The organism is Chryseobacterium taichungense, assembly GCF_900109935.1.
In the GTDB taxonomy this organism is placed as follows: domain Bacteria; phylum Bacteroidota; class Bacteroidia; order Flavobacteriales; family Weeksellaceae; genus Chryseobacterium; species Chryseobacterium taichungense.
In genome coordinates this window covers 84,349-105,465 of record NZ_FOBV01000008.1, presented here as the reverse complement: position 1 = coordinate 105,465, position 21,117 = coordinate 84,349, and the positions used below count along the sequence as shown (strand labels likewise).

The window sequence follows — 21,117 nt, the reverse complement described above, 5'->3', positions numbered from 1 at the left end:
ATGACCTTTAAAAAACAATAAATATCTACATATGAAAAATAATCAAAAAAATATAACGGCTGTATTCATTTTGCTATTCAGCTTTGCAGGATTCGGGCTTAAAGCGCAAACGTCAATCAATCTTCAGACTGCGATTAATACTGCACTGGAAAACAACAGAAGCCTTAAAAACGAAAAGCTGAAATCTGAGTATTCCAAAGCGTTGATAAAATCGGCTAATGATATTCCGCAGACGGGTGTGACGTTCGATTACGGACAGATCAACAGTGCGTACAACGATATGAAATTTGGCGTTTCCCAAAACATTGCTTTTCCGACAGTGTATAAAAAACAGAAAAATGTATACACTGAGGAATGGAAAAAATCCTTGCTGAATGTTTCTCTGAAAGAATATGAACTAAAAAAAGCAGTCAGCCTCACCTTTTACAACATTCTGTACTGGAAAGAAAAAGAAAAACTGCTGAATGAAATTCTGAAACTGTACACCGACTTTTCAGACAAAGCGAACCTGAGACTGAAAGCAGGGGAGAGCAATATTCTGGAAAAAACAACCGCTTCCAGTCAGAAATCGGCGATAGAAATTCAGTTAAAACAATTGCAGCAGGAATTAGCGGTCTTAAAGATCCAGTTTCAGTGGCTTTTGAATACAGAAACGGATTTCATTCCGGAAGATTCAAAATCTTTTGCCAATTCTTTAAATGAAAAACTGGCGAATCATCCTTTGCTTAAAATCTGGGAACAGCAGAAAAATATTTCCACAGAACAGATCGCACTGGAAAAAGCGAAAATGCTTCCCGGTCTGCAGTTAGCCTATAATCTGAATAGTTTTAAAGGATTAGGGCCGGACGATAAACGATACAATGCAACGCCTCAGTTTCATTCGGTTCAGGTGGGTGTTTCACTTCCGATATTTTCAGGAGGTCAGAAAGCGAGAATTGAAGCCGCAAAAGTAGCCCAGTCTGTTGCTGAAAGTGAGCTTAAAAATGCGGAATTCAATCTTCAGAATCAGCTTAAAAAAGCCAGAGAAATCTATCAGTCCAATCTGGAAATTGTTTCAAAGTATGAAAGTTCCGACCTTAAAAATGCAGATGTGATTACAGAAACCGCAAAAAGGCAATTCATCGGAGGAGAAATCAATTACCTCGAATTTGTGATTCTTGTGAATCAGACAGTACAGCTCAAAAACAATTATACCGATGCCGTCTGGAAACTTAACCAAAGTGCCATTGAACTGGAATACCTTACTTTAAATCCGTAAAAAAATGAAATCAATTTCAATATACACCCTATTAATCAGCTTTTTTGTATTCATTCAATGTAAAAAAGAAGAAGCTCCGAAGCAGGAAAAAAGCCTCCCGAAAGATGAAAATGTAGTTACTTTAACCGATGCTCAGCTTAGAAATGCACCGATAGAAACAACGACGCTTTCATTACAAAATATTGCTTCGACCCTGAAATTAAACGGAATGATCGATGTTCCGCCACAAAATCTGGTTTCCGTAAGCATTCCACTTGGCGGCTATCTGAAATCCAGCAATCTTCTTCCGGGAATGCCGGTTTCCAGAGGTCAGGTGATTGCCGTGATCGAAAATCCGCAATTCATTCAGCTTCAACAGGATTATCTGATGGCAAGATCCAAAGCGCATTTTGCAGAATTGGATTATAATCGTCAGAAAACCCTCAACCAAAGTCAGGCAAGCAGCGACAAAGCGATGCAACTCGCCCAATCTGAAATGAATAGCCAGAGAATTTTAATGAATTCATTGGCGCAACAGCTCAGACTCATCAATATCAATCCTGAATCTTTAAAATCCGGAAATATTACGAAAAGTGTTCCGGTGTACAGCTCGATCAACGGTTTTGTAAGCAAAGTGAATGTGAACATCGGGAAATATGTCAATCCTTCTGATGTCCTTTTTGAGCTGATTAACCCGGATGACATTCACCTGAATCTCAAAGTGTATGAAAAAGACTTGGAAAACTTGAAAAAAGGACAGCGTTTTGCAGCATACACGAATGCAGATCCGGGCAAAAAATATTACGGTGAAATTCTTCTCATCAGCAAAGATATCAGTCAGGGCGGTCTGGCAGAAGTTCACTGCCATTTTGATAAATACGATCACACTTTGGTTCCGGGAATGTACATGAATGCCGAAATTGAAACCAGCAACTCTTTTTCCCATGCGATTCCGGAAGAAAGTATTATCAATTTTGAAGGCAAAGACTTTGTGTTTGTTGAGGTGAAGAAACAGACTTATCGATTAACGCCGGTTATGTTGGGAGAAACGGAAAACGGTTTTGTTCAGATCCTTAATTTTGATGATTTTAAAAATAAAAAAATTGTGACTAAAAATTCATACACACTCCTGATGAAGTTGAAAAACACGGAGGAAGAAGAGTAATTGAGCAAGGTTTAGTAAAAAGCATTATACTAATAGCAAAAAGCAATCAATCAGGAAATTTAAATACATTTAACTCAATATCAGTTCGATAATAAAGTCCAACGCTATGTTGGACTTTTATTTTATACAAGTATTACAGATCAGATTTAATCAGATAAACACTTTAGCAAACATTTTGTATATGAAAAATCGTTGATTGCTTTTGACTATTAAATTATGTTTCTCTATTGATTAAGATCATAATAATTGGATCTTTTATTAATTAAATTTAGTACTGAGTTCAAAATTCTAATGTATAAAGCAATTCTACGCCATCATTTATGAGAAAATTCTCTCAGTAAAATTCAGATCTGGTTGCCTGCATATCTACAGCCTTTTTTGATTTAAAGAAAACTAATAATCTCATGACCACTGAAATCAACATTGTTATCAAATTATAGTAACGATCACAAAATAACAGTATTAATGATTTTAAAACCTTCAAGAATAGGAGTCAGTTCAGAAGAGCTGTCGGTAAGATCTCTTATCAACTTTATTATAGAATTACAGAACCTTTTTGAGTATATCGGGAAATATTTCCTGTCTGCCAACGAAACGATCGCTATTGCGGAAAGTGTAACTTCGGGATTTCTGCAGTTTTCGTTTTCTCAGATGAAAGAAGCATCAACTTTTTACAAAGGAGGTATAACTGCTTATACACTTGACGAAAAGGTTGGTCTGCTAAATGTTGACGAAAAGGAAGCCGCTGCCTGCGACTGCGTTTCACCAGGCATTGCAGAAACAATGGCGCTGAATGTGTCTAAAATTTTTAAAACCGACTGGTCCATTGGTGTTACAGGTTATGCGACCCCCGTGCCGGAATCAAGACAAAAGCTTTTTGCTTATTTTTCCATTGTTTATAAAGGTAAAGTCATTCTTTCGGAGAAACTTGATCTGCATTCCAGAACCAGACAGGTCAATGCACAGCTGTATTACACGGAGTTCATACTGGGATGCCTTAAACTTGAGCTGGATAAGCACGCTGATAGAAAATCGGAATCGATGTCGTAGATTGTCATTTTCTTTTAAAGATCAATAAAATTTTTTGCAATATGACAACAGTCATAAAACTGACGTGATATATCATTTACCTTTGATTTATCTATACACTTCATTTTTGCAGTCATTTCTAATAAGCTCCCCCGTTTCTTGGGGGGGCTTTTTCAATTATAAAATTTTGATAAAAATCCATCAAAATAATATTATTTCAATGTATAAAATGTATTTAATTAAAACTTGATACCACACTTTGTTAATTTGTCTGATTATTTTCTCAAATCCGGACAAAGAGCTTTGAAACTGACGCAAATTTTTATTAGTTTTAAAGCCGGAAAAGTTATAATCTCTTTTATGTGATTTAATAAGAAAACTTAATAGAAAACTATTTTTTTAGCAATTTTATAATTATATTTAATATTATAAAAGAAATCAGTTATTAATATGAACAAATATCCAATTCCCTATAATGAAGAAGGAAGACTTAAAAAGTTAGAGTTCTTCGATCTTTTGAATTTAGGTAAAGATCCTCAATTGGATGTTTTTGCAGAGACGGCCTGCCTCATTACCGATTGTCCTTCTTCACTCATATCAATCATGGAGCGAGATACACAAAGAGTCCAAAGTTGTATTGGGCTTTCCATCGATTCAATAGAACGTGAGAATACACTTTGTCAGTATTCTATTGCAAATAGTGAAATTGTGGTAATCAATGATACGTTGCAGGATGAAAGATCTTCTGACAACCCGATAATATTGGAAGGAGGAATACGCTTTTACGCAGGTGTACCACTTATTGATGATGAAGGATTTGCATTGGGGACCATTTGTGTGATTGATTTTAAACCTAAAACAATAACTGATAATCAGATATCTGCACTCAAAAAGCTTGGAGAAATTGTCACCAAGCTCCTCTTAAGCAGCAGAGAAACTATAAACGCAGAGTATTTTCAGCAAACTTTTAATGTCTCTAACAATCTGATCTGTGTGTTGGATAAACAGTTCATGCTTAAAGATGTTAATCCAGCTTTTGAAAAAGTTTTTAATGTTTCCAAAGACAAAATTGTTGAACACAATTTTTTAAGCATTTTAGGAGATCAGGAACCGGAATTGCAAGCGCAGATTGAAAATTTTAAGAAAACAGGAGGAGAGCTTACTTTCACGACTTCCACAAAGACGGAAGATGAAAATTCCATAATTGTTCAGTGGCAGTTGAAGCAAAATCAGAAGTTTTCTGAAATTTTTTGTTTCGGAATTAATATTACCCGGCAGATAGAAGAAAAGCAGCTTCTGGAAAGTTCCGAAAGACGCTTCAGAAGTTTCTTTGAAAATGCAATCGGGCTGATGAGCATGCATGATATGGAAGGAAATATTCTGGCCGTCAATGAAAAAGGAAGGGAAACACTACATTATACTGCAGAAGAAGTAAAAAGTCTCAACCTAAAAGATCTCGTGCCGGAACAAAACTGGCTTCTGCTAAAACAATATCTTGAGCGTATCAATGAGAATAAAGAAGATTATGGTACCATGATTCTGAAAACCAAAGAAGGTGAAGAATTGATATGGATGTATCATAATCTCGTAGAAATTGATAAAGAAGGAAAACCATACGTTGTCAGTACAGCCCTCAATGTCACCGAAAGGATGATGCTGGAGAAAGATCTTGTTTATACCAAGAAAATGCTGGAGCAGACGAGTTCCGTTGCGCAGGTGGGCGGTTGGGAAGTAAACATGAAAACCGGGACCGTTTTCTGGTCTCAGAGCACGAAAGAAATTCATAAGATAAAAAACAATTTTCAGCCTGATTTTGATAATGCCATTGGTTTCTATAAAGAAGACAGCAGGGAAAGAATGAGATATCTTTTCAATAAAGCAGTAACGGAAGGGATTACCTTCGATGAGGAATTTCAGCTTGTCCGTAACGACGGTGTTACCATCTGGGTAAGAGTGAAAGGAATTCCGGAGTTTGAAGATGGAGTATGCAACAGGGTTTTCGGAATCATTCAGGATATTGATGCCTTTAAGAAAATGTATCTTGAGGTGACCCGTAAAGAAGCAATGATGCAGTCATTTGTAACGTATGTTCCTGTAGCCGTAGCCATGTTTGATAAAGAGCTTAATTATGTTTCCGTAAGCAGCAGCTGGAAAGATGAATTCGAGATGAATGATAAGGAGCTCATCGGAAATAATCTGTTCACCATATCCCCGAATGTCCCTGAAGAAAGAAAAGAAATATACCGAAATGCTTTACAGGGAAAAACCTATATAAACGAAGATTTTGTTATCGAAATCGAAGGCAAAGAAGAAATTCAGCATTATAATCTTAAGGTAGGTCCGTGGTACCTGACAGACGATGAAATCGGGGGAGTGATTGTATCCGTACAAAATATCACCCACGCAGTGCAGGTAAACGAAGAGCTTAAAAATGCCAAGAAAATGGCTGAAACTGCCAGTAAGGCAAAATCTGAGTTTCTGGCAAACATGAGTCATGAAATCCGTACACCTTTAAACGGCGTGATCGGATTTTCTGATCTTTTGCTGAGAACACCTCTTAATGAAATTCAGATGCAATATCTTAACTACATTAATGAATCCGGGGAAAACCTTCTGAACATCATTAATGATATTCTTGATTTCTCTAAAATAGAATCTGGAAAACTAGAGCTTCTTATTGAAAAGAGTGATGTATACGATCTGGTAAGCCAGGTAATCAATGTTATTCTCTACCAGTCGCAGAAAAAAAATATCGAATTGCTCCTGAACATAGAGCCCGGACTTCCGAAAACGCTTTTATTAGACGAATCCAGGTTAAAACAGATTCTGATCAATCTTCTTGGTAATGCCGTGAAATTTACAGAACAGGGTGAAATTGAGCTTAAAGTAGAAAAACTAAATATAGACGACAACAATATCACCTTACGTTTTTCTGTAAGGGATACAGGAATTGGTATTCCGGTAGAAAAACAGAAATATATTTTTAATGCCTTTACCCAGGAAAACAGCTCGATCAGTAAACGATACGGAGGTACCGGACTTGGACTTACGATTTCAAATAATATCCTGGGATATATGGGAAGTCATCTCTCCCTGATCAGCGCACCGGAAAAAGGTTCGGTATTTTTCTTTGATATTGAGATTCCTTATGAAATGTCGGAAATCAAAGAAGAGGAAGAGAATATTACGATCAAAAAAGTACTTGTGGTAGATGACAATGAAGCCAACAGAATCATTTTGCAACATATGCTTGCTTATAAAAATATCGAATCTACCCTGGCTGCCAACGGAATGGAAGCTCTGCAGATACTGCTGAAAGGAGAACGTTTTGATGTCATTCTGATGGATTATCATATGCCGGTGATTTCAGGTCTGGAAACCATTGATAAAATAAGGGAGTTGTTTAATCAGCGTAAGGAAATTTCTCCTTTGGTGGTTCTCCACACTTCATCAGAGGAACACGATGTCATCAACTCTTTCCGAAAGGAAGAGAATTCTTATTTTCTTCTGAAGCCTATTAAATTTGATGAATTATACAAAACGCTCAGACGGGTGGCACAAACTAATGTTACAGAAATCGCAGCCCAGGAACAATCTGAGAAAGATTCAGTTTCATTTATAAGAGAGCTTGAAGTTCTTTTAGTAGATGATAACCCGGTGAATATGGTGCTGAATAGTAAGATGATGAAATCTCTTACTCCTGATGCTCATTTAACAGAAGCGGTAAATGGCCTTGAAGCACTTGAACAATGCAAAAGAAAACAATTTTCTCTGATTCTGATGGATGTACAGATGCCGGTAATGAACGGGATGGAAGCTACACAGCAAATCCGTATGCTGCCTGAATACAGTAATGTGCCTATCATCGGAGTTACTGCCGGGAATGTTCTTGGTGAAAAAGAAAAATGCCTGGAATCCGGGATGAATGATTTCCTTCCAAAGCCTCTCAGACAGGCCGATCTTATGGAGATGCTTAAAAAGTATATCACCATTAATGACAATAAAAAAAATTCAGAATCAGAAACCAAACCGGATTCTGAAAAATATATCAATATCGATATGTTAAACGAACATATCGGAGATGATGATGAAGATTTTAAAGCAATGTTTTTAAATCTGGTGATTCAGCAGCTTACACAAGCTCAGCAAAATATAGAAAATGCCGCAGCAGAAAAAAATGTTGCAGAAGCCAGAATGATTCTTCACAAACTCAAAGGTACGGCCGGGACAGCAGGACTTTTCAGACTTTCGGAAAGCGCATTAAGCTGGGAAAATAAAGCAAGTGAAAACATGGACTTCTCATCCATGAATAAGGAAATAAAAGAAGAAATCACAATAGGATTAGATATAATAAAAAGTTTAATAAAATAAAATCACAACTATGTTAATTTTGATCGCCGAAGATGATGAACTGATTCTTAAAACAATAGAACATAAACTGTTGAAGGAAGGACATGAAGTGATACTTACCAGAAACGGTAAAGAAGCTATCGAAACACTAAAAGAAAAAGATGTAGATCTTGCCATTACAGATATTATGATGCCTTTTGCTTCCGGAATAGAAATCCTTTCAGCGATACAGGCCATGGGAAAAAACGTACCTGTAATTATGCTTTCAAGTATGGGACAGGAAGAAGTGGTGCTGAATGCTTTTGATCTTGGAGCATCAGATTTTATTGTTAAACCGTTTAGCCCCAGTGAATTAATGTTAAGGGTGAGAAGATTTTTGTCAAAATAAGATAGAATGCTAGTTACATCAGTACATTTTCTTTTTGTTATTTTTATTATCATGTTGTCTTTGGTAGTCGTATTGGCTATCATTGTGCTCATTTACAATATCATAGAATATAACCAATCGGCCCGTTTAGCAGGCTGGTCACAAATTATCAACAAAAAAATATCTGATGTCATCGTGTACGGAGATGATGAGCTGCCGGAAGATGCTTATTTTAATACACTCGCCAGAAACCCATCATTCCGTAATCTATTTTTACAAAAACTTGTAGACTCTGAAAAAAAGTTTTCCGGAGCTGCAAAAAATAAAATAAAAGATTTATTCAGAGAATATGATCTTCAGAAAGAGGCCATCAAAAAACTCAATCAGAAAAAAAAGCATCTTATTGCCAGAGGAATACATGAGCTTACGGTGATGGACGCCAAGGAAGCAGTTCCGCAGATTGATACTTTCCTTTCTCATCCTTCCGTTCAGGTCTATCAGGAAGCCCAATACGCGATGGTAAGATTCAAAGGATTTGAAGGGTTACACTTTTTAGATAATTTTTCGTCTAAAATTTCCGAATGGCAACAGCTCAGGCTTCTGCTTTCCATTTCATCCTTACCTTCAGATTCTGAAGCCACCATTGGAAAATGGCTGGAAAGTTCCAATAATACGGTAGTTATTTTTACGCTTAAATTAATAAAAAAGTTTCAGTTACTATCTTTTTATTCCAGCGTGCTCGAATTGCTCCATACCGCATCGGTTGAGGTCAGGGTAAAAGCTGTACAGACATTGATGTCGCTCGAAAATCCTCAGATGATCGAATACCTGTCAGGGGTTTATTATGATCAGCCGGATGAGGTTCGTATCGAGATTCTGCGGGTAATAAAAATATCAAAAGATCAGTGCTGTACAGATATGCTTAAACAGCAGCTTTCAGAAACTGATGCAGTATCAGGAATCAAGGTTAATGCGGCACAGGCTCTTTTCACATTAGGACATGGCGAATATTTGTCGGAGCTCGCCCGGAATGAAGATGCATCTGAAGAATTAGTTCAAATTATTAAATACGCATTGCAGGAAAAAGTATGTTAGAGTTTTCACACATTATATACGAAGTTGTCATTTGGCTGTATTTGTTATATGGTGCGGCCGTTGCAATTATTTACAGTTGGGTAGGAATTTACGCCTTTGGTGCTGTTTTGCGCTATAAAAAAGAAAATGTTTTTACGGATTACAGCATTATTGCATCCAATCCCAATGCGCCGGTTTTCAGTCTTTTGGCTCCTGCATACAACGAAGGAATGACCATTGTTGAAAATGTAAGATCCTTACTTTCTCTTTATTATCATAACCTTGAAATCATCATTATCAACGATGGAAGTAAGGATGATTCTATGCAAAAGCTCATCGAAGCTTACGATCTGGAATGTGTATCTTACTTTGTACAGGGAAAAATAGAAACCAATGCCATCAGGGGAATTTATAAAAGTAAAAATCAGGCCTTCAGAAAACTCATCGTTGTAGATAAGGAAAACGGAGGAAAGGCAGATGCACTGAATGTAGGAATCAACGTTTCTTCCGGAGAATACCTTGTGTGTATTGACGTAGACTGTATTCTTGAACAGGATGCAATTCTTAAGCTTGCTAAACCTTTTCTTGAGCAGACCGATAAGAAAATTATCGCTTGCGGAGGTGTGATCCGTCTTGCCAACAACTGCGTTATTGAGGATGGAAAGGTAGTGAGCGTAAATATGCCTAAAACATTATTGGGAAGAACACAGGCATTGGAATATATCAGGGCTTTTGTACTTGGAAGAATGGCCTGGTCAAGAGCTTCAGGGCTTATTCTGATCTCGGGAGCCTTCGGAGTCTTCGACAGGAAAATTGTTCTGGAATGTGGCGGTTACGACAGAAATACCGTAGGAGAAGATATGGAGCTGGTCGTGCGGATGAGAAAATTTATGGAAGAACGCAACGAGCCTTATGAAGTCATTACCATTCCTGATCCGCTTTGCTGGACTGAAGTTCCGGAAACGAAAGATATCCTGAAAAAGCAAAGAAACCGCTGGATGCGCGGAACTATAGAAACACTCTGGAAACACCGTAAAATGATGTTCAACCCAAAATACAGGAGGCTTGGTATGGTAAGTCTTCCGTATTGGTTCTTCTTTGAATTTCTGGGACCATTGGTAGAATTTTCAGGGTATATCATTTTCTTTATATTCCTTATTTTAGGAATTATCAACTGGCCTTTCTTTTTCGTATTATTTGCACTTGTTCTCTCCACAGGATTCCTCTATTCTGTGTACGGAATATTGGTCGATATGGTCAGTCATCAGGTCTACAGTAAGAAAAAAGATTTTTTTGCCTTAATTGGTACCGCTTTTTCGGAGCCGTTCTATTTCCATCCGATCGTTGTAAAAGCCGGAGTAAACGGTTTTATTGATTATTTTAAGAAATCACACGGCTGGGGAGAGATGACAAGGCAGGGCTTTAGCCAGAATACAAAAAATTTACCTTTAAAAGAAAGAATCTGGGCTATTCTTAAACATGGATTCAGAAAGTGGGGAGCGCTGGCTGCAACTTTCAGCATTCTTTTTCTGATAGGAATTACCGCAGAATGGCTTTGGTACAAATACATGTTCACAAAAGTAGATACCTCTGTGGTGGTAGGTTCGCTGTTTACAGATAATATTCTGTTTGCATTTGAACTCATGTTTGGCTTAGGGATTATATATCTTATTATTAACTTCATTAAAGAAGGCTGGGCAAAATTTTTGGCTGTACTGGCTTTTGGGCTCGTTGTCGTTTTGCAATATATTTTATTCCTTTATTTTTCAGAAACAGGAAATCTGTTGGGAGCCGACCTTATCTATTACAGCAAGGCAGAGATGAAACAGATCTTGCAGGCGAGTGGTATGCTTAATTTTAAAAATTATGCTTTACTGGCAATTTTGTTGGCTATATCATTTATCCCTTTATGGATGTCAGGAAGATCCGGGTTTAAATCTATTTATCCTGGAGTCGCATTTTTATCTTTAGGATTGATTGCTTTATTTATTCCGTCTGATGTTCTACATTCAAAAACATTAAATAATTCGAACGAATTTAGTCAGAACGCAGCAAAAAGCAAATGGGCCTACTTCTTTAAGGCTAATGAAGAAAACTTTATCAGTGATCACCCTGAACTTGCAGAATGGCTTAATGGCGACGAAGATACTGCATTAAACGGAAATATGCTCAATGAGGCATTTCCTTTCTGGAAAAAAGAAGATACTCCTGATTTTCTGGGACCGTACTTAAACAAATCTGAAGAAGTTCCTAATCTGGTTTTTGTTGTGCTGGAAGGATTTGGACATGCCTATACTTCTCCGAAAGGATATATTGGTAATTTTACGCCTTTCCTTGATTCTCTTTCACGTCAAAGTTTGTTTTGGGAAAATGGTTTAAGTACGGCGGGCCGAACTTTTGCAGCCTTACCTTCACTTACAGGATCTTTGCCTTTTGGTAAAAACGGATTCCTGGAAATAGAAAAGACACCTGATCATTTTAATCTTTTTAATATTCTTAAGTCAAACGGTTTTGAAACCGGATTTTATTATGGAGGTAATTTGTCCTTTGACCGTTACAGAGATTACCTTGAGTACAGCAAAGTGAATAATATTGTAGATTTGGCATCCTATGGCAGTCCTTATCGTAAGCTTCCTTCTGGCAGCTCTGGTGAAAGTTGGGGGTATGAAGACCAGGCGGTTTTCAGTAAAGTGCTTGCTTCGCAGAAAGTTCAGGCAAGACCTTATTTTAATATGATTCTGACGCTGTCTACCCACAATCCATTTTTGATTAATAACAAAGATTATTATGAAAAAATGTATAATGAAAAGATGAATTCGAATCTTTTGACCCAGGATCAGAAAAAATGGGCAGGAGAATACAAAGATCAGCTTATTTCAGTTCTTAATGCGGATGATGCCCTGAAGAAGTTCTTTGAAAACTACCGTAAAAGACCGGATTTTGCAAAAACCATCTTCTTTGTTACCGGGGATCACAGTATGCCGGAAATTCTTATTCAGGCTAAAATAGACCGTTTCCACGTACCAATGATGATTTATTCACCATTGCTGAAAGCGCCAAAAAGATTCCAGAAAACGGTGAGTCATTTTGATGTGGCTCCATCCATCTTAGCATATTATCGCAAAAATTATAGTCTGCGGACACCTTCTACAGTGACCTGGATCGGAAAAGGCTTTACGCAGGATACGGATATTCATAAAGGAAATTATCCTATTATGCAGAGTAAAACTCTTCTCACCGATTTTGTCTCAGAAAAGTACTATACCCACGACGGAAAGCTTTTCATTCTCAACAATCTTGAGGAAGATAGCTATGATAATCCTGATATCGCGAAAAAAGTAAACGGACGCTTTGATCAGTTTAAAAGAATGAATTCCAAATTTTATCAGACTCAGAAAATAATGCCGGATTCTGTATACAGCAATTTCATGAAAAAAGCAGCAAAGTAAATGAATTAAAACTTTCTGGTGTATCCTAAAGTAATATCAAACTGATTTCCTTTTTCATTAGGACGGTATTCCTGATTGTAATACATGGTTCCCACTGAGAAAAGATTTTTCTTAACTGAGAAATTGTATTCGCCGCCTACTTTAAAGGTTTTTAGTTTAAAGGTTTCGTTTTCCAGAAGGTTGTTGCGGGATTCTTCAGGGCTGATACCCGTACCAATCTGGAAGGCAAAATAGTCCTGTGCACTTTTCGTATAATAACGTATGGTTCCTGTATACGAGTGGGAAATATTTTTATTATCCGGGGTAATATACGTTCTGATATTAAACCAGAAATTCTTGTAATATTTGCCGACAGAAGCCGTATACATCCAGATATTATTGCTGAAATACAGCTGTCGGTAACCGATTTCCGCCTCGAAACTGTGTGGAAGATTGGCATTTAACGAAACTCCTGTACGGTATTTAGGAAAAATGCCGACATCATTAGAATAGGCGGCTCCGACATACAGATAAAACATATCCGATAATCTTGGATACGCTTCCAGCTCAAACTGTGCACCGTTTTCGGCAAACTTGTTGGCATAGTTCGCTCTCAGAATTACCGATCCTATAGGCGTTACTCTCTTATAGCCCACACTTACGATATGCCAGTCATCTGCAAATTGTTTATCAAAGTGTGAGTAATTATAATTAATGCTAATGGCATTTTTAGCCGCAAGATCATTGATTTTCACAGCCAGACTGATGGCCTCTGTATTTTTTGGATTAATGGCTAATAGGCTTTTGATCGCTTTTTCAGATTCTATGTAATTTTTATCAGAGTAATAAGCTCTCGCCTTCAATAGCCATAACGCTTCAGATTGTGGGTGATAAGACAATCCTTTATCTGCGATTTCAACAGCCTTGGCATTATCATCATTCCAATATTCCAACGAAGCATAGGCAATAAAATAATCTTCATCCTGAACATCTCTTTTCCCGAGTTCTTCAAAAACCGCTCTTGCAGACTCAGTATCTTTGCTCCAGGTATATACTCTTCCTAAAAAAACGGAAATATCTGTATAATTGGGTGCTTTCTGTAAAGCTTGTTTTGCCAGTTCAATCGATTTTGTGTAATCCTTTTCGTCAAATGCTGCTGTTCTGGCTTTTACAAATAATTCATCAGCAGACATATCTTGCTGACTATAAGCTTGAAATGGGAGCAATAGAAGTAGTAAAAATCCAAAATGTTTTTTCATGAAATGATGTTTAGGCCTTTTTATATTAATGAATTATCTTAAGGCAAATATATTGAACTTTTTGTATCTATAAAGAGTTATGGGTATCTAAAATATAGTTTTTCTGCTAAAAATAGTAAATAGGTTTTTGTAATAATTGAATCATATCATTTAAAAGTAAATTTTTTATTTAACCATTAATTTAGACAAGATTAAAAATATTTGGCCATTCTTTAAAAAGGGTATGATTTTCGGAGATTGAAAAAATAGAATTCATCGAATCCATTTTTATGAAAAAAATACTGCTCACCGGAGCCACCGGATATATTGGTAAAAGAATGATAAGTGTAATCGCCGCACAGGGCTACAAAGTTGTCTGCTGCTGCCGTGATGCAACCCGCTTCTCCAGAAATGTTGATATTGATGAATCGTTGATAGAAGTGGTAGAAGTAGATTTTTTAAAGCCCGAAACATTACAAAATATTCCGAAAGATATTTCCGGTGCCTATTACCTGATGCATTCCATGAGTAACTCAGATGATTATGAAGACTCTGAGAAGAAATGTGCAGAAAATTTTACAGATTTTATTGAAACAACGGATTGTCAGCATATCGTATATTTGTCAGGTCTCGTTAATGAAAAAGAACTTTCAAAGCATCTGGGTTCACGTTTTCAGGTAGAGAAAATTTTAATGGAATCTAAAGTGCCGGTTACGGTTCTCCGTGCAGGAATCATCATAGGATCTGGAAGCGCTTCCTTTGAAATTATCCGTGATCTTGTCGAAAAACTGCCGGTGATGGTAGCCCCCAGATGGCTGGATACCAAATGTCAGCCCATCGGAATTGCAAATGTTCTTGATTTCCTGATCTTCGTTCTCTTTAAAGAAGAAAGCTATCATCAGAGTTTTGACATAGGATGCGATGATGTACTCACCTACAAAGAAATGCTTCTGGAATTTGCAAGGATAAGAAACCTGAAAAGAAAAATTTTCACATTACCTGTAATGACTCCAAAGCTTTCTTCCTACTGGCTGTATTTTATTACCTCAACGTCGTATAATCTGGCTACGGCACTGGTAGGAAGTATGAAGATCGAAGTGATCTGCAGGCCTGAAAGTCTTGCTGAAATAAAACGAATTACCGGAGTACAGCCTTTTTCTTACGAAACTGCTTTAAAAAGAACGTTAGCAAAGATTCAGGCCAATGAAATTGTTTCCAGCTGGAAAGACAGCTTTATCAGCAGCCGCAGAGATACCAGCCTTAAAGACTTTATGGAAGTGCCTCACTATGGATGTTTTACAGATCTGAGGAGTGCACCTTACGATGATCGGGAAAAGTGTATCGAAAGAATTTTCAGCATCGGCGGAAAAAACGGTTGGTACGGGCAGAGTCTCTGGAAGGTACGCGGTTTCATGGATGTTTTGGCAGGTGGACCAGGCTTAAGACGCGGCCGCACTCATCCCGACCGCATTCACGATGGCGACGCGCTGGACTTCTGGAGAGTGCTCTATGCCAACCGTGAAGAAGGAAAATTAATTCTTTTTGCCGAAATGAAATTGCCCGGAGAAGCATGGCTGATGTTTAAAATATACAGAGGAAAGCTTTGGCAGAAAGCCGTTTTTCGTCCGCATGGAATTTCCGGAAGGTTATATTGGTACTCGGTGCTGCCTTTTCATGGAATTATTTTTAAAGGAATGCTGAAAAGACTTACAGGCCATTCAAAATAAAAGAAATTTTACCAAATTAAAATAATGGTATCATAATATTACGACATTTCGTATTTAATTTGAATTTAATCAATTGTTTAAATGGTTGATTTAAAGTGTTTTAAATTATTCGTACCATTTTTTGTAATTACTATTTTGAATTTAATAATTAATCAAAAAAAATTACAACAATGAGTACACTTAAACTAAAAGACGGAACAGAAATTTTTTACAAAGATCAGGGAGAAGGACCGGTATTGATGTTTCACCACGGATGGCCTTTATCATCAGACGATTGGGACGCGCAGGTAATTTTCTTTTTACAGAGAGGTTACAGAGTGGTGACACATGACAGAAGAGGTCACGGAAGATCCAGTCAGGATATTTATAACCACACGATTGAGCAGTACGCCTCAGATGCTGCAGAATTGGTTAAGTTTTTAGATTTAAAAGACGTGATTCATATCGGTCACTCCACAGGTGGTGGTGAGGTAATCCGTTATGTAAACAAATATTCTAACGGAAGAGCGAAGAAAGCGGTACTGATCAGTGCTATCCCTCCGGTAATGGTTCAAAGTGAAACCAATCCTGACGGTGTTCCAATTTCAGTTTTTGATGACATCAGGGATCAGACGTTGAACAACAGAAATCAGTTTTATTATGACCTTACGTTCCCTTTCTACGGTTACAACAGGGAAGGTGCGAAGGTTAAAGATGGTGTTCAGAGAAACTGGTGGAGACAGGGATTAATGGGCGGAATTGTTGCTCATTATGACGGAATTAAGGCCTTTTCTGAGACAGATTTAACAGAAGATCTTAAAGCAGTAGATATTCCGGTATTGGTGCTTCATGGTGAAGATGATCAGATCGTACCGATTGAAAACTCAGCCATTAAATCTGCTAAGCTGTTAAAGAATGGTAAGTTGATTACTTATCCAGGGTTCCCTCACGGAATGCCGACTACAGAGCATGAAACCATCAATAAGGATCTTTTGGATTTTATCAAAGAATAAATCATTTGTTCATTAACACCAAACCGTTTTTATGGAAAATTTAAATACTGAACAGTCTGCCTTTGATCCCGAAAATTTCTCTATTGTTCCGCAACGTGGTTTCGACGAGCTGAAAGTAGGAGAAGTTTTCAGGGCTCCGAGCCGGACCCTTACAGATGCCCACGCTTCTGCTTTTCAGACGGTATCCTGTGACAATCATCCTATCCATTATGATAAAGAATATGCCGAAAGATACGGTCATGAAGCGCCGGTAGTGCACGGATTGCAGGTACTGTCGTTTACTGCGCCCGGAGCGACTTTGCTGCCGCATTATTTTGGGAATGTTTTTATCAGCTTTTTAGAGTTGTCATGCAGCTTTTTAAAAGAAGTTCATTCCGGAGATACGCTGTATTCTTCTCTTACGATCACTGATCTTGAACCTAAAGGAAATACAGGAATTGTAACAACCAAAGTAGAAGTCTACAATCAGAAATCAGAATTGGTACTGCAAGGGCAACATAAATACTTGCTGAAGAGATAAATTTTAAAAGTAAAAAATGAATAAAGTCTTTAAATTAAGTTTTAAAGGCTTTTTTATTTAGCAAAATGAGGAATGAAAATTTTCCTGTAACCTTAAATATACTATAAAATGGTGTCTGCTACATTTGAAATTTAATCACAAGCCGAAGGCTCGACTAATAAAAGATATGTTTCTTTATTCTTTATTAAGAACCTGTTTAAATTTATAATTTATTTTAACATTAAGAATTAAACTTCTTAGCTTAAAAAGCTTAATGAAAATCAATTTATTGATTACTTAACCGGAACAAAGTCTGCGTTAAATCAATCATTAAAATTCAAATAAAAAAGAGTGAATCATCAGAAACACTCTTTAGAAAATAGATTTAAATATAATTAATCCTGAATAAACGCAAGGATGTCTTTATTTATCGTTTCATGCTCCGTAGTCGGCATACCGTGAGGGAAACCTGGATAGGTAATAAGCTTGCCGTTTTTTAATAGTTTAGCAGACTTGATCGCTGAGTTTTCGATTGGTACAATCTGATCATCTTCGCCGTGAAGCACCAAAACAGGAATATCTACAGATTTTAAATCCTCTGTAAAATCCGTTTCGGAAAAAGCTTTAACTCCGTCGTAATGGGCAACAATTCCACCCATCATCCCTTGTCTCCACCAATTTCTCTGTACGCCTTCTTTAACTTTCGCACCTTCTCTGTTATAACCATAAAAAGGGAATGTTAAATCAATGTAAAATTGATTTCTATTGTTCAACGTCTGATCTCTGATGTCATCAAAAACTGAAATTGGAACACCGTCAGGATTGGTTTCACTTTGTACCATAATTGGAGGGACAGCACTTATTAAAACTGCTTTTTTAGCCCTTCCGTTTGAATATTTGTTAATGTAACGGATTACCTCACCACCACCTGTGGAGTGTCCGATATGAATCACGTCTTTTAAATCTAAAAACTCAACCAGTTCGGCAGCATCAGAAGCGTACTGCTCAATCGTGTGGTTATAAATATCCTGACTGGATCTTCCATGACCTCTTCTGTCATGTGCGATTACCCGGTAGCCTTTTTGTAAGAAGAAAATTACCTGTGCGTCCCAATCGTCTGATGATAAAGGCCACCCGTGGTGAAACATCAATACCGGTCCTTCTCCCTGATCTTTGTAAAAAATTTCTGTTCCATCTTTTAATGTAAGTGTACTCATTTTGTTTAATTTTTAATGTTGTTAATATTGTGATTTAAAAAATTGTTTTGTTTAATTCTTTAGCAAATGTACTAAGGCCAAACCTGATGGAAATTAATCTAGTTTAATTTCGTTCGTAAAGCCTGAAAAATATTTAAATAGCATTCTCTCTTACCAGTTCAAGCAGATCCATTGCACCACCATTGAATTTTTTTCCGTTGACGAAAAATGAAGGAGTGCCGTTTACCCCGCTTATTACGCCGCTTTCAAAATCCGAATCTACTTTTTCAGCAAGTTTGCTGCTTTGCAGATCTTCTTTAAACTGTGGCATATTCAGGCTCAGTTTTTCTGCGATTTCCGTAAGCAGATTTTCATTCAGCTGTTGCTGGTTTTCGTAGATCGCATCATGCATTTCCCAAAACTTTCCCTGTATGTTGGCTGCTTCTGCGGCCAGAGCGGCCGGCCTTGCATATTGATGCATTTCCGATAATGGAAAATTTCTGAATACAAACTGAACTTGATTTCCAAATTCTCTCATTAGTTCTTTAAGAACAGGATACGCTGCTCCACAATACGGACATTGATAATCGCCATATTCTACGATGACCAGTTCGGCATTTGCGTTGCCCTGAATGTGGTCATTACTGTTTACTGAAGGTTTTAGTGACATATTATTTTGTTTTTAAGGTTTCTAATGCGTCCAGAATTCCGTCTGCTCCGGGATTTACAGCAGTAGGAGACAGGTAGCTCCATGCGATAACACCGTCTTTATCAATCACAAATAAGGCACGGTTGCATTCCCCTTCTTCCTCATTGTATACGCCGTATTGTTTTGCGATCTCACCTTTTGCTTCAAAATCTGCCAGTAGAGGAAAGTGCAGGTTTCTCGATTGAGCAAAAGCCATGTGGCACCATTTGCTGTCTACGGAAATACCGAAAATTTCCGCATCATATTGTTTAAAAAATTTCAGCGTTTCGTTATAAAGGGCCATTTGATCACTGCATACAGGACTCCAGTCGGCAGGATAAAAAGCAAGGATCACATTCTTTCCCCGAAATTCGGAGAGGGTGATTTTCTGGTCTGGGGTTGCATACAATGTAAAATCGGGTGCAACGGTATCTTTCTGTAACATAATTTATTTTTTAGTGGTTAGTGATTATCATGTTTAAGGTTGAATAAAAAGCTTCTTTTTCGGGAATTTTTCAATTTCGCCATCGGCCAGTCCAAAATTGGTTATCACCACATCTTTAGGATTTCCGGCAAGCCATTCGCTCAGATTAATAGATTCGTAAGTCCCGCTGTTGAAACCGATTAATACTTTGCATATGGTGTCTCCCGTATTCTTGATATAATGTCCGGCTCCCATCGGTACGTAACCTACGTCTCCTGTTCCGAACTGTTCAGTGACTGCCGTGCCTTCCGCCAGGAAAACCGTCATTTCCGCCTGCCCGGAAATATAATACTGCCACTCGTCGGCATTCGGATGCCAGTGCATTTCCCTCAGGGCGCCGGGCTGCAGCTCGATCACTGAGCCTGCCATCGTTGTGCTGATGGGAAATTCTTTTTGGCTAACCAGCCTTTGAAGTCCCCCGCCGGGAATAATCCTCGGCTGCTGGGAATGCAGCGGATAGCGGTGCAGATTCGTTAATTCAATATCAGATTCTTCGGGACGCGGCGTAGCTATTGCCGACATCTCATCCGGAACAGGACCTGCAGCAAAATATGCTTCCTTCTGCGGCAGCGCTGCTACTTCTTCAAGACTCAGCCCCAAATTCTGGGCTACGATCTCAGGAGGCACGCTCGAAATGAAATCGGTAACACTGAAAGTATGATCCTCAGAAAAATTACCGTTATCAAAAATCAGGATAAAATGGCATTCTTCTGTTCCCGTTGCCTGAATAGAATGTCCGTAGCCTTTTGGGAAATACCACACATCGCCAGGCTCAAAATTATCGGTATAGCTTTTACCGTCAGGATGGAGGATCGTGGTACGTACACTTCCTGAAATTACATAAGCCCATTCTGCTGCATTGGCATGCCAGTGGAGTTCACGCATACTTCCGGGTTGCAGTCTCATCGACACTCCGGCAATACCGACAGAAGCCGGAAACTCTTTTACAGAAGCTCCTCTTGTCGTTCCACCGTCATTGCTGCGCGGTTCTTTTTTTTCTAATTCATATTTAAAGCGTAGTGTGTTCATGATGTTATTTTTAGGGTGGCGGATAAGATCTTTTTTTTTTTATTATAGTAAAGCTAGCCAATAATCATGATATTTCAGAAGCTTATTCGTTGAACAGGCAAAAACACTCGTTGAGAATGATCATCTGAAAAGCAGTTGATTTCCCGTGAATTGCCAGGTGATAAGCTCGCTAGAGGTGATGGGTAATGAAATATCGTCTGTTCATAATATGCCATAGACTAATTGTGAGTTCGATATACAAGTGAGTGTGTGATCAATAGAAATGGGCTTTAGCCCATTTACTCGGTAGGGTCTGATCATCCGGCTTTAGCCGAAGTTATGATAGGTTTTGGCTAAAGCCCAATGATAAACTGCTATAACTTCATCGGGCTAAAGCCCGACGCTAGTGATAAGTATTGTTTTAAATTCAAAAGATTTAAATCCTTTATCATATCGAACTCAGGTTAATCCAAAAGGAAACTCATTTTTGTCTAATCTGATAGATTAAACTAAAACAGAAAACCATTTTAATCTAAACTGTCAGATTAAATTAAAACCGGAAACCATTTTATTCTAAACTGGCGGATTAAACTAAAACAGAAAACCATTTTATTCTAAACTGGTAGATTAAACTA

General features: G+C 37.8%; 15 protein-coding genes. 10 read left to right on the top strand and 5 right to left on the bottom strand.

Annotation, left to right across the window (positions count from 1 at the left end; all coding sequences use genetic code 11):
• Positions 1 to 31 precede the first annotated feature (31 nt).
• The 7 genes from BMW64_RS21135 to BMW64_RS16375 all read left to right on the top strand — a co-directional run bounded on the left by BMW64_RS21135 (position 32) and on the right by BMW64_RS16375 (position 12,671).
• The gene (locus BMW64_RS21135; RefSeq protein WP_394332265.1) at positions 32 to 1,258 is read left to right on the top strand and encodes a TolC family protein; all 1,227 of its coding nucleotides are present in this window, start codon (positions 32 to 34) and stop codon (positions 1,256 to 1,258) included.
• 4 nt (positions 1,259 to 1,262) lie between these two features.
• Complete coding sequence (locus tag BMW64_RS16400; RefSeq protein ID WP_090001076.1) at positions 1,263 to 2,402, top strand: efflux RND transporter periplasmic adaptor subunit; 1,140 nt, start codon at positions 1,263 to 1,265, stop codon at positions 2,400 to 2,402.
• 465 nt (positions 2,403 to 2,867) lie between these two features.
• On the top strand, positions 2,868 to 3,452 hold the full coding sequence (locus BMW64_RS16395) for a CinA family protein (RefSeq protein WP_090001074.1): 585 nt from the start codon (positions 2,868 to 2,870) through the stop codon (positions 3,450 to 3,452).
• Between the two features lie 429 nt (positions 3,453 to 3,881).
• Positions 3,882 to 7,802: a response regulator gene (locus tag BMW64_RS16390; RefSeq protein ID WP_090001072.1), complete on the top strand. Its 3,921-nt coding sequence runs from the start codon at positions 3,882 to 3,884 to the stop codon at positions 7,800 to 7,802.
• 10 nt (positions 7,803 to 7,812) lie between these two features.
• Positions 7,813 to 8,169 (top strand): response regulator transcription factor, encoded by a 357-nt coding sequence (locus tag BMW64_RS16385; RefSeq protein WP_090001070.1) that lies wholly within the window; start codon positions 7,813 to 7,815, stop codon positions 8,167 to 8,169.
• A gap of 6 nt (positions 8,170 to 8,175) precedes the next feature.
• Entirely contained in the window at positions 8,176 to 9,243 is a 1,068-nt protein-coding gene (locus BMW64_RS16380; protein ID WP_143052716.1) for a HEAT repeat domain-containing protein, read from the top strand.
• Positions 9,237 to 12,671: a sulfatase-like hydrolase/transferase gene (locus BMW64_RS16375; protein ID WP_090001066.1), complete on the top strand. Its 3,435-nt coding sequence runs from the start codon at positions 9,237 to 9,239 to the stop codon at positions 12,669 to 12,671. Before BMW64_RS16380 ends, BMW64_RS16375 begins: the two co-directional genes overlap by 7 nt.
• A 5-nt stretch (positions 12,672 to 12,676) precedes the next feature.
• On the opposite strand, the gene BMW64_RS16370 is transcribed toward BMW64_RS16375, so the two are convergent.
• Positions 12,677 to 13,909 carry a YaiO family outer membrane beta-barrel protein gene (locus BMW64_RS16370; RefSeq protein WP_090001064.1) on the bottom strand — a complete coding sequence of 411 codons (1,233 nt, stop codon included), beginning with the start codon at positions 13,907 to 13,909 and terminating at the stop codon, positions 12,677 to 12,679.
• Between the two features lie 269 nt (positions 13,910 to 14,178).
• On the opposite strand from BMW64_RS16370, the gene BMW64_RS16365 reads away from it, so the two are divergent.
• The 3 genes from BMW64_RS16365 (at position 14,179) to BMW64_RS16355 (ending at position 17,127) form a co-directional block, all read left to right on the top strand.
• Complete coding sequence (locus tag BMW64_RS16365) at positions 14,179 to 15,615, top strand: SDR family oxidoreductase (RefSeq protein ID WP_090001062.1); 1,437 nt, start codon at positions 14,179 to 14,181, stop codon at positions 15,613 to 15,615.
• Positions 15,616 to 15,785: 170 nt separating this feature from the next.
• On the top strand, positions 15,786 to 16,607 hold the full coding sequence (locus BMW64_RS16360; RefSeq protein ID WP_090001059.1) for an alpha/beta fold hydrolase: 822 nt from the start codon (positions 15,786 to 15,788) through the stop codon (positions 16,605 to 16,607).
• Positions 16,608 to 16,638: 31 nt separating this feature from the next.
• A complete protein-coding gene (locus tag BMW64_RS16355; RefSeq protein WP_090001057.1) occupies positions 16,639 to 17,127 on the top strand; it encodes a MaoC family dehydratase in 489 nt (162 codons plus the stop codon).
• A 374-nt stretch (positions 17,128 to 17,501) separates the two neighbouring features.
• Here BMW64_RS16355 and BMW64_RS16350 read toward each other — a convergent pair whose 3' ends face one another.
• The 4 genes from BMW64_RS16350 to BMW64_RS16335 form a co-directional block, all read right to left on the bottom strand.
• Entirely contained in the window at positions 17,502 to 18,323 is an 822-nt protein-coding gene (locus BMW64_RS16350; protein ID WP_090001055.1) for an alpha/beta fold hydrolase, read from the bottom strand.
• Between the two features lie 133 nt (positions 18,324 to 18,456).
• A complete protein-coding gene (locus tag BMW64_RS16345; protein WP_090001053.1) occupies positions 18,457 to 18,972 on the bottom strand; it encodes a DsbA family protein in 516 nt (171 codons plus the stop codon).
• Between the two features lies 1 nt (position 18,973).
• On the bottom strand, positions 18,974 to 19,435 hold the full coding sequence (locus BMW64_RS16340) for a redoxin domain-containing protein (RefSeq protein WP_090001052.1): 462 nt from the start codon (positions 19,433 to 19,435) through the stop codon (positions 18,974 to 18,976).
• A 33-nt stretch (positions 19,436 to 19,468) separates the two neighbouring features.
• On the bottom strand, positions 19,469 to 20,503 hold the full coding sequence (locus BMW64_RS16335) for a cupin domain-containing protein (RefSeq protein ID WP_090001050.1): 1,035 nt from the start codon (positions 20,501 to 20,503) through the stop codon (positions 19,469 to 19,471).
• Positions 20,504 to 21,117 lie beyond the last annotated feature (614 nt).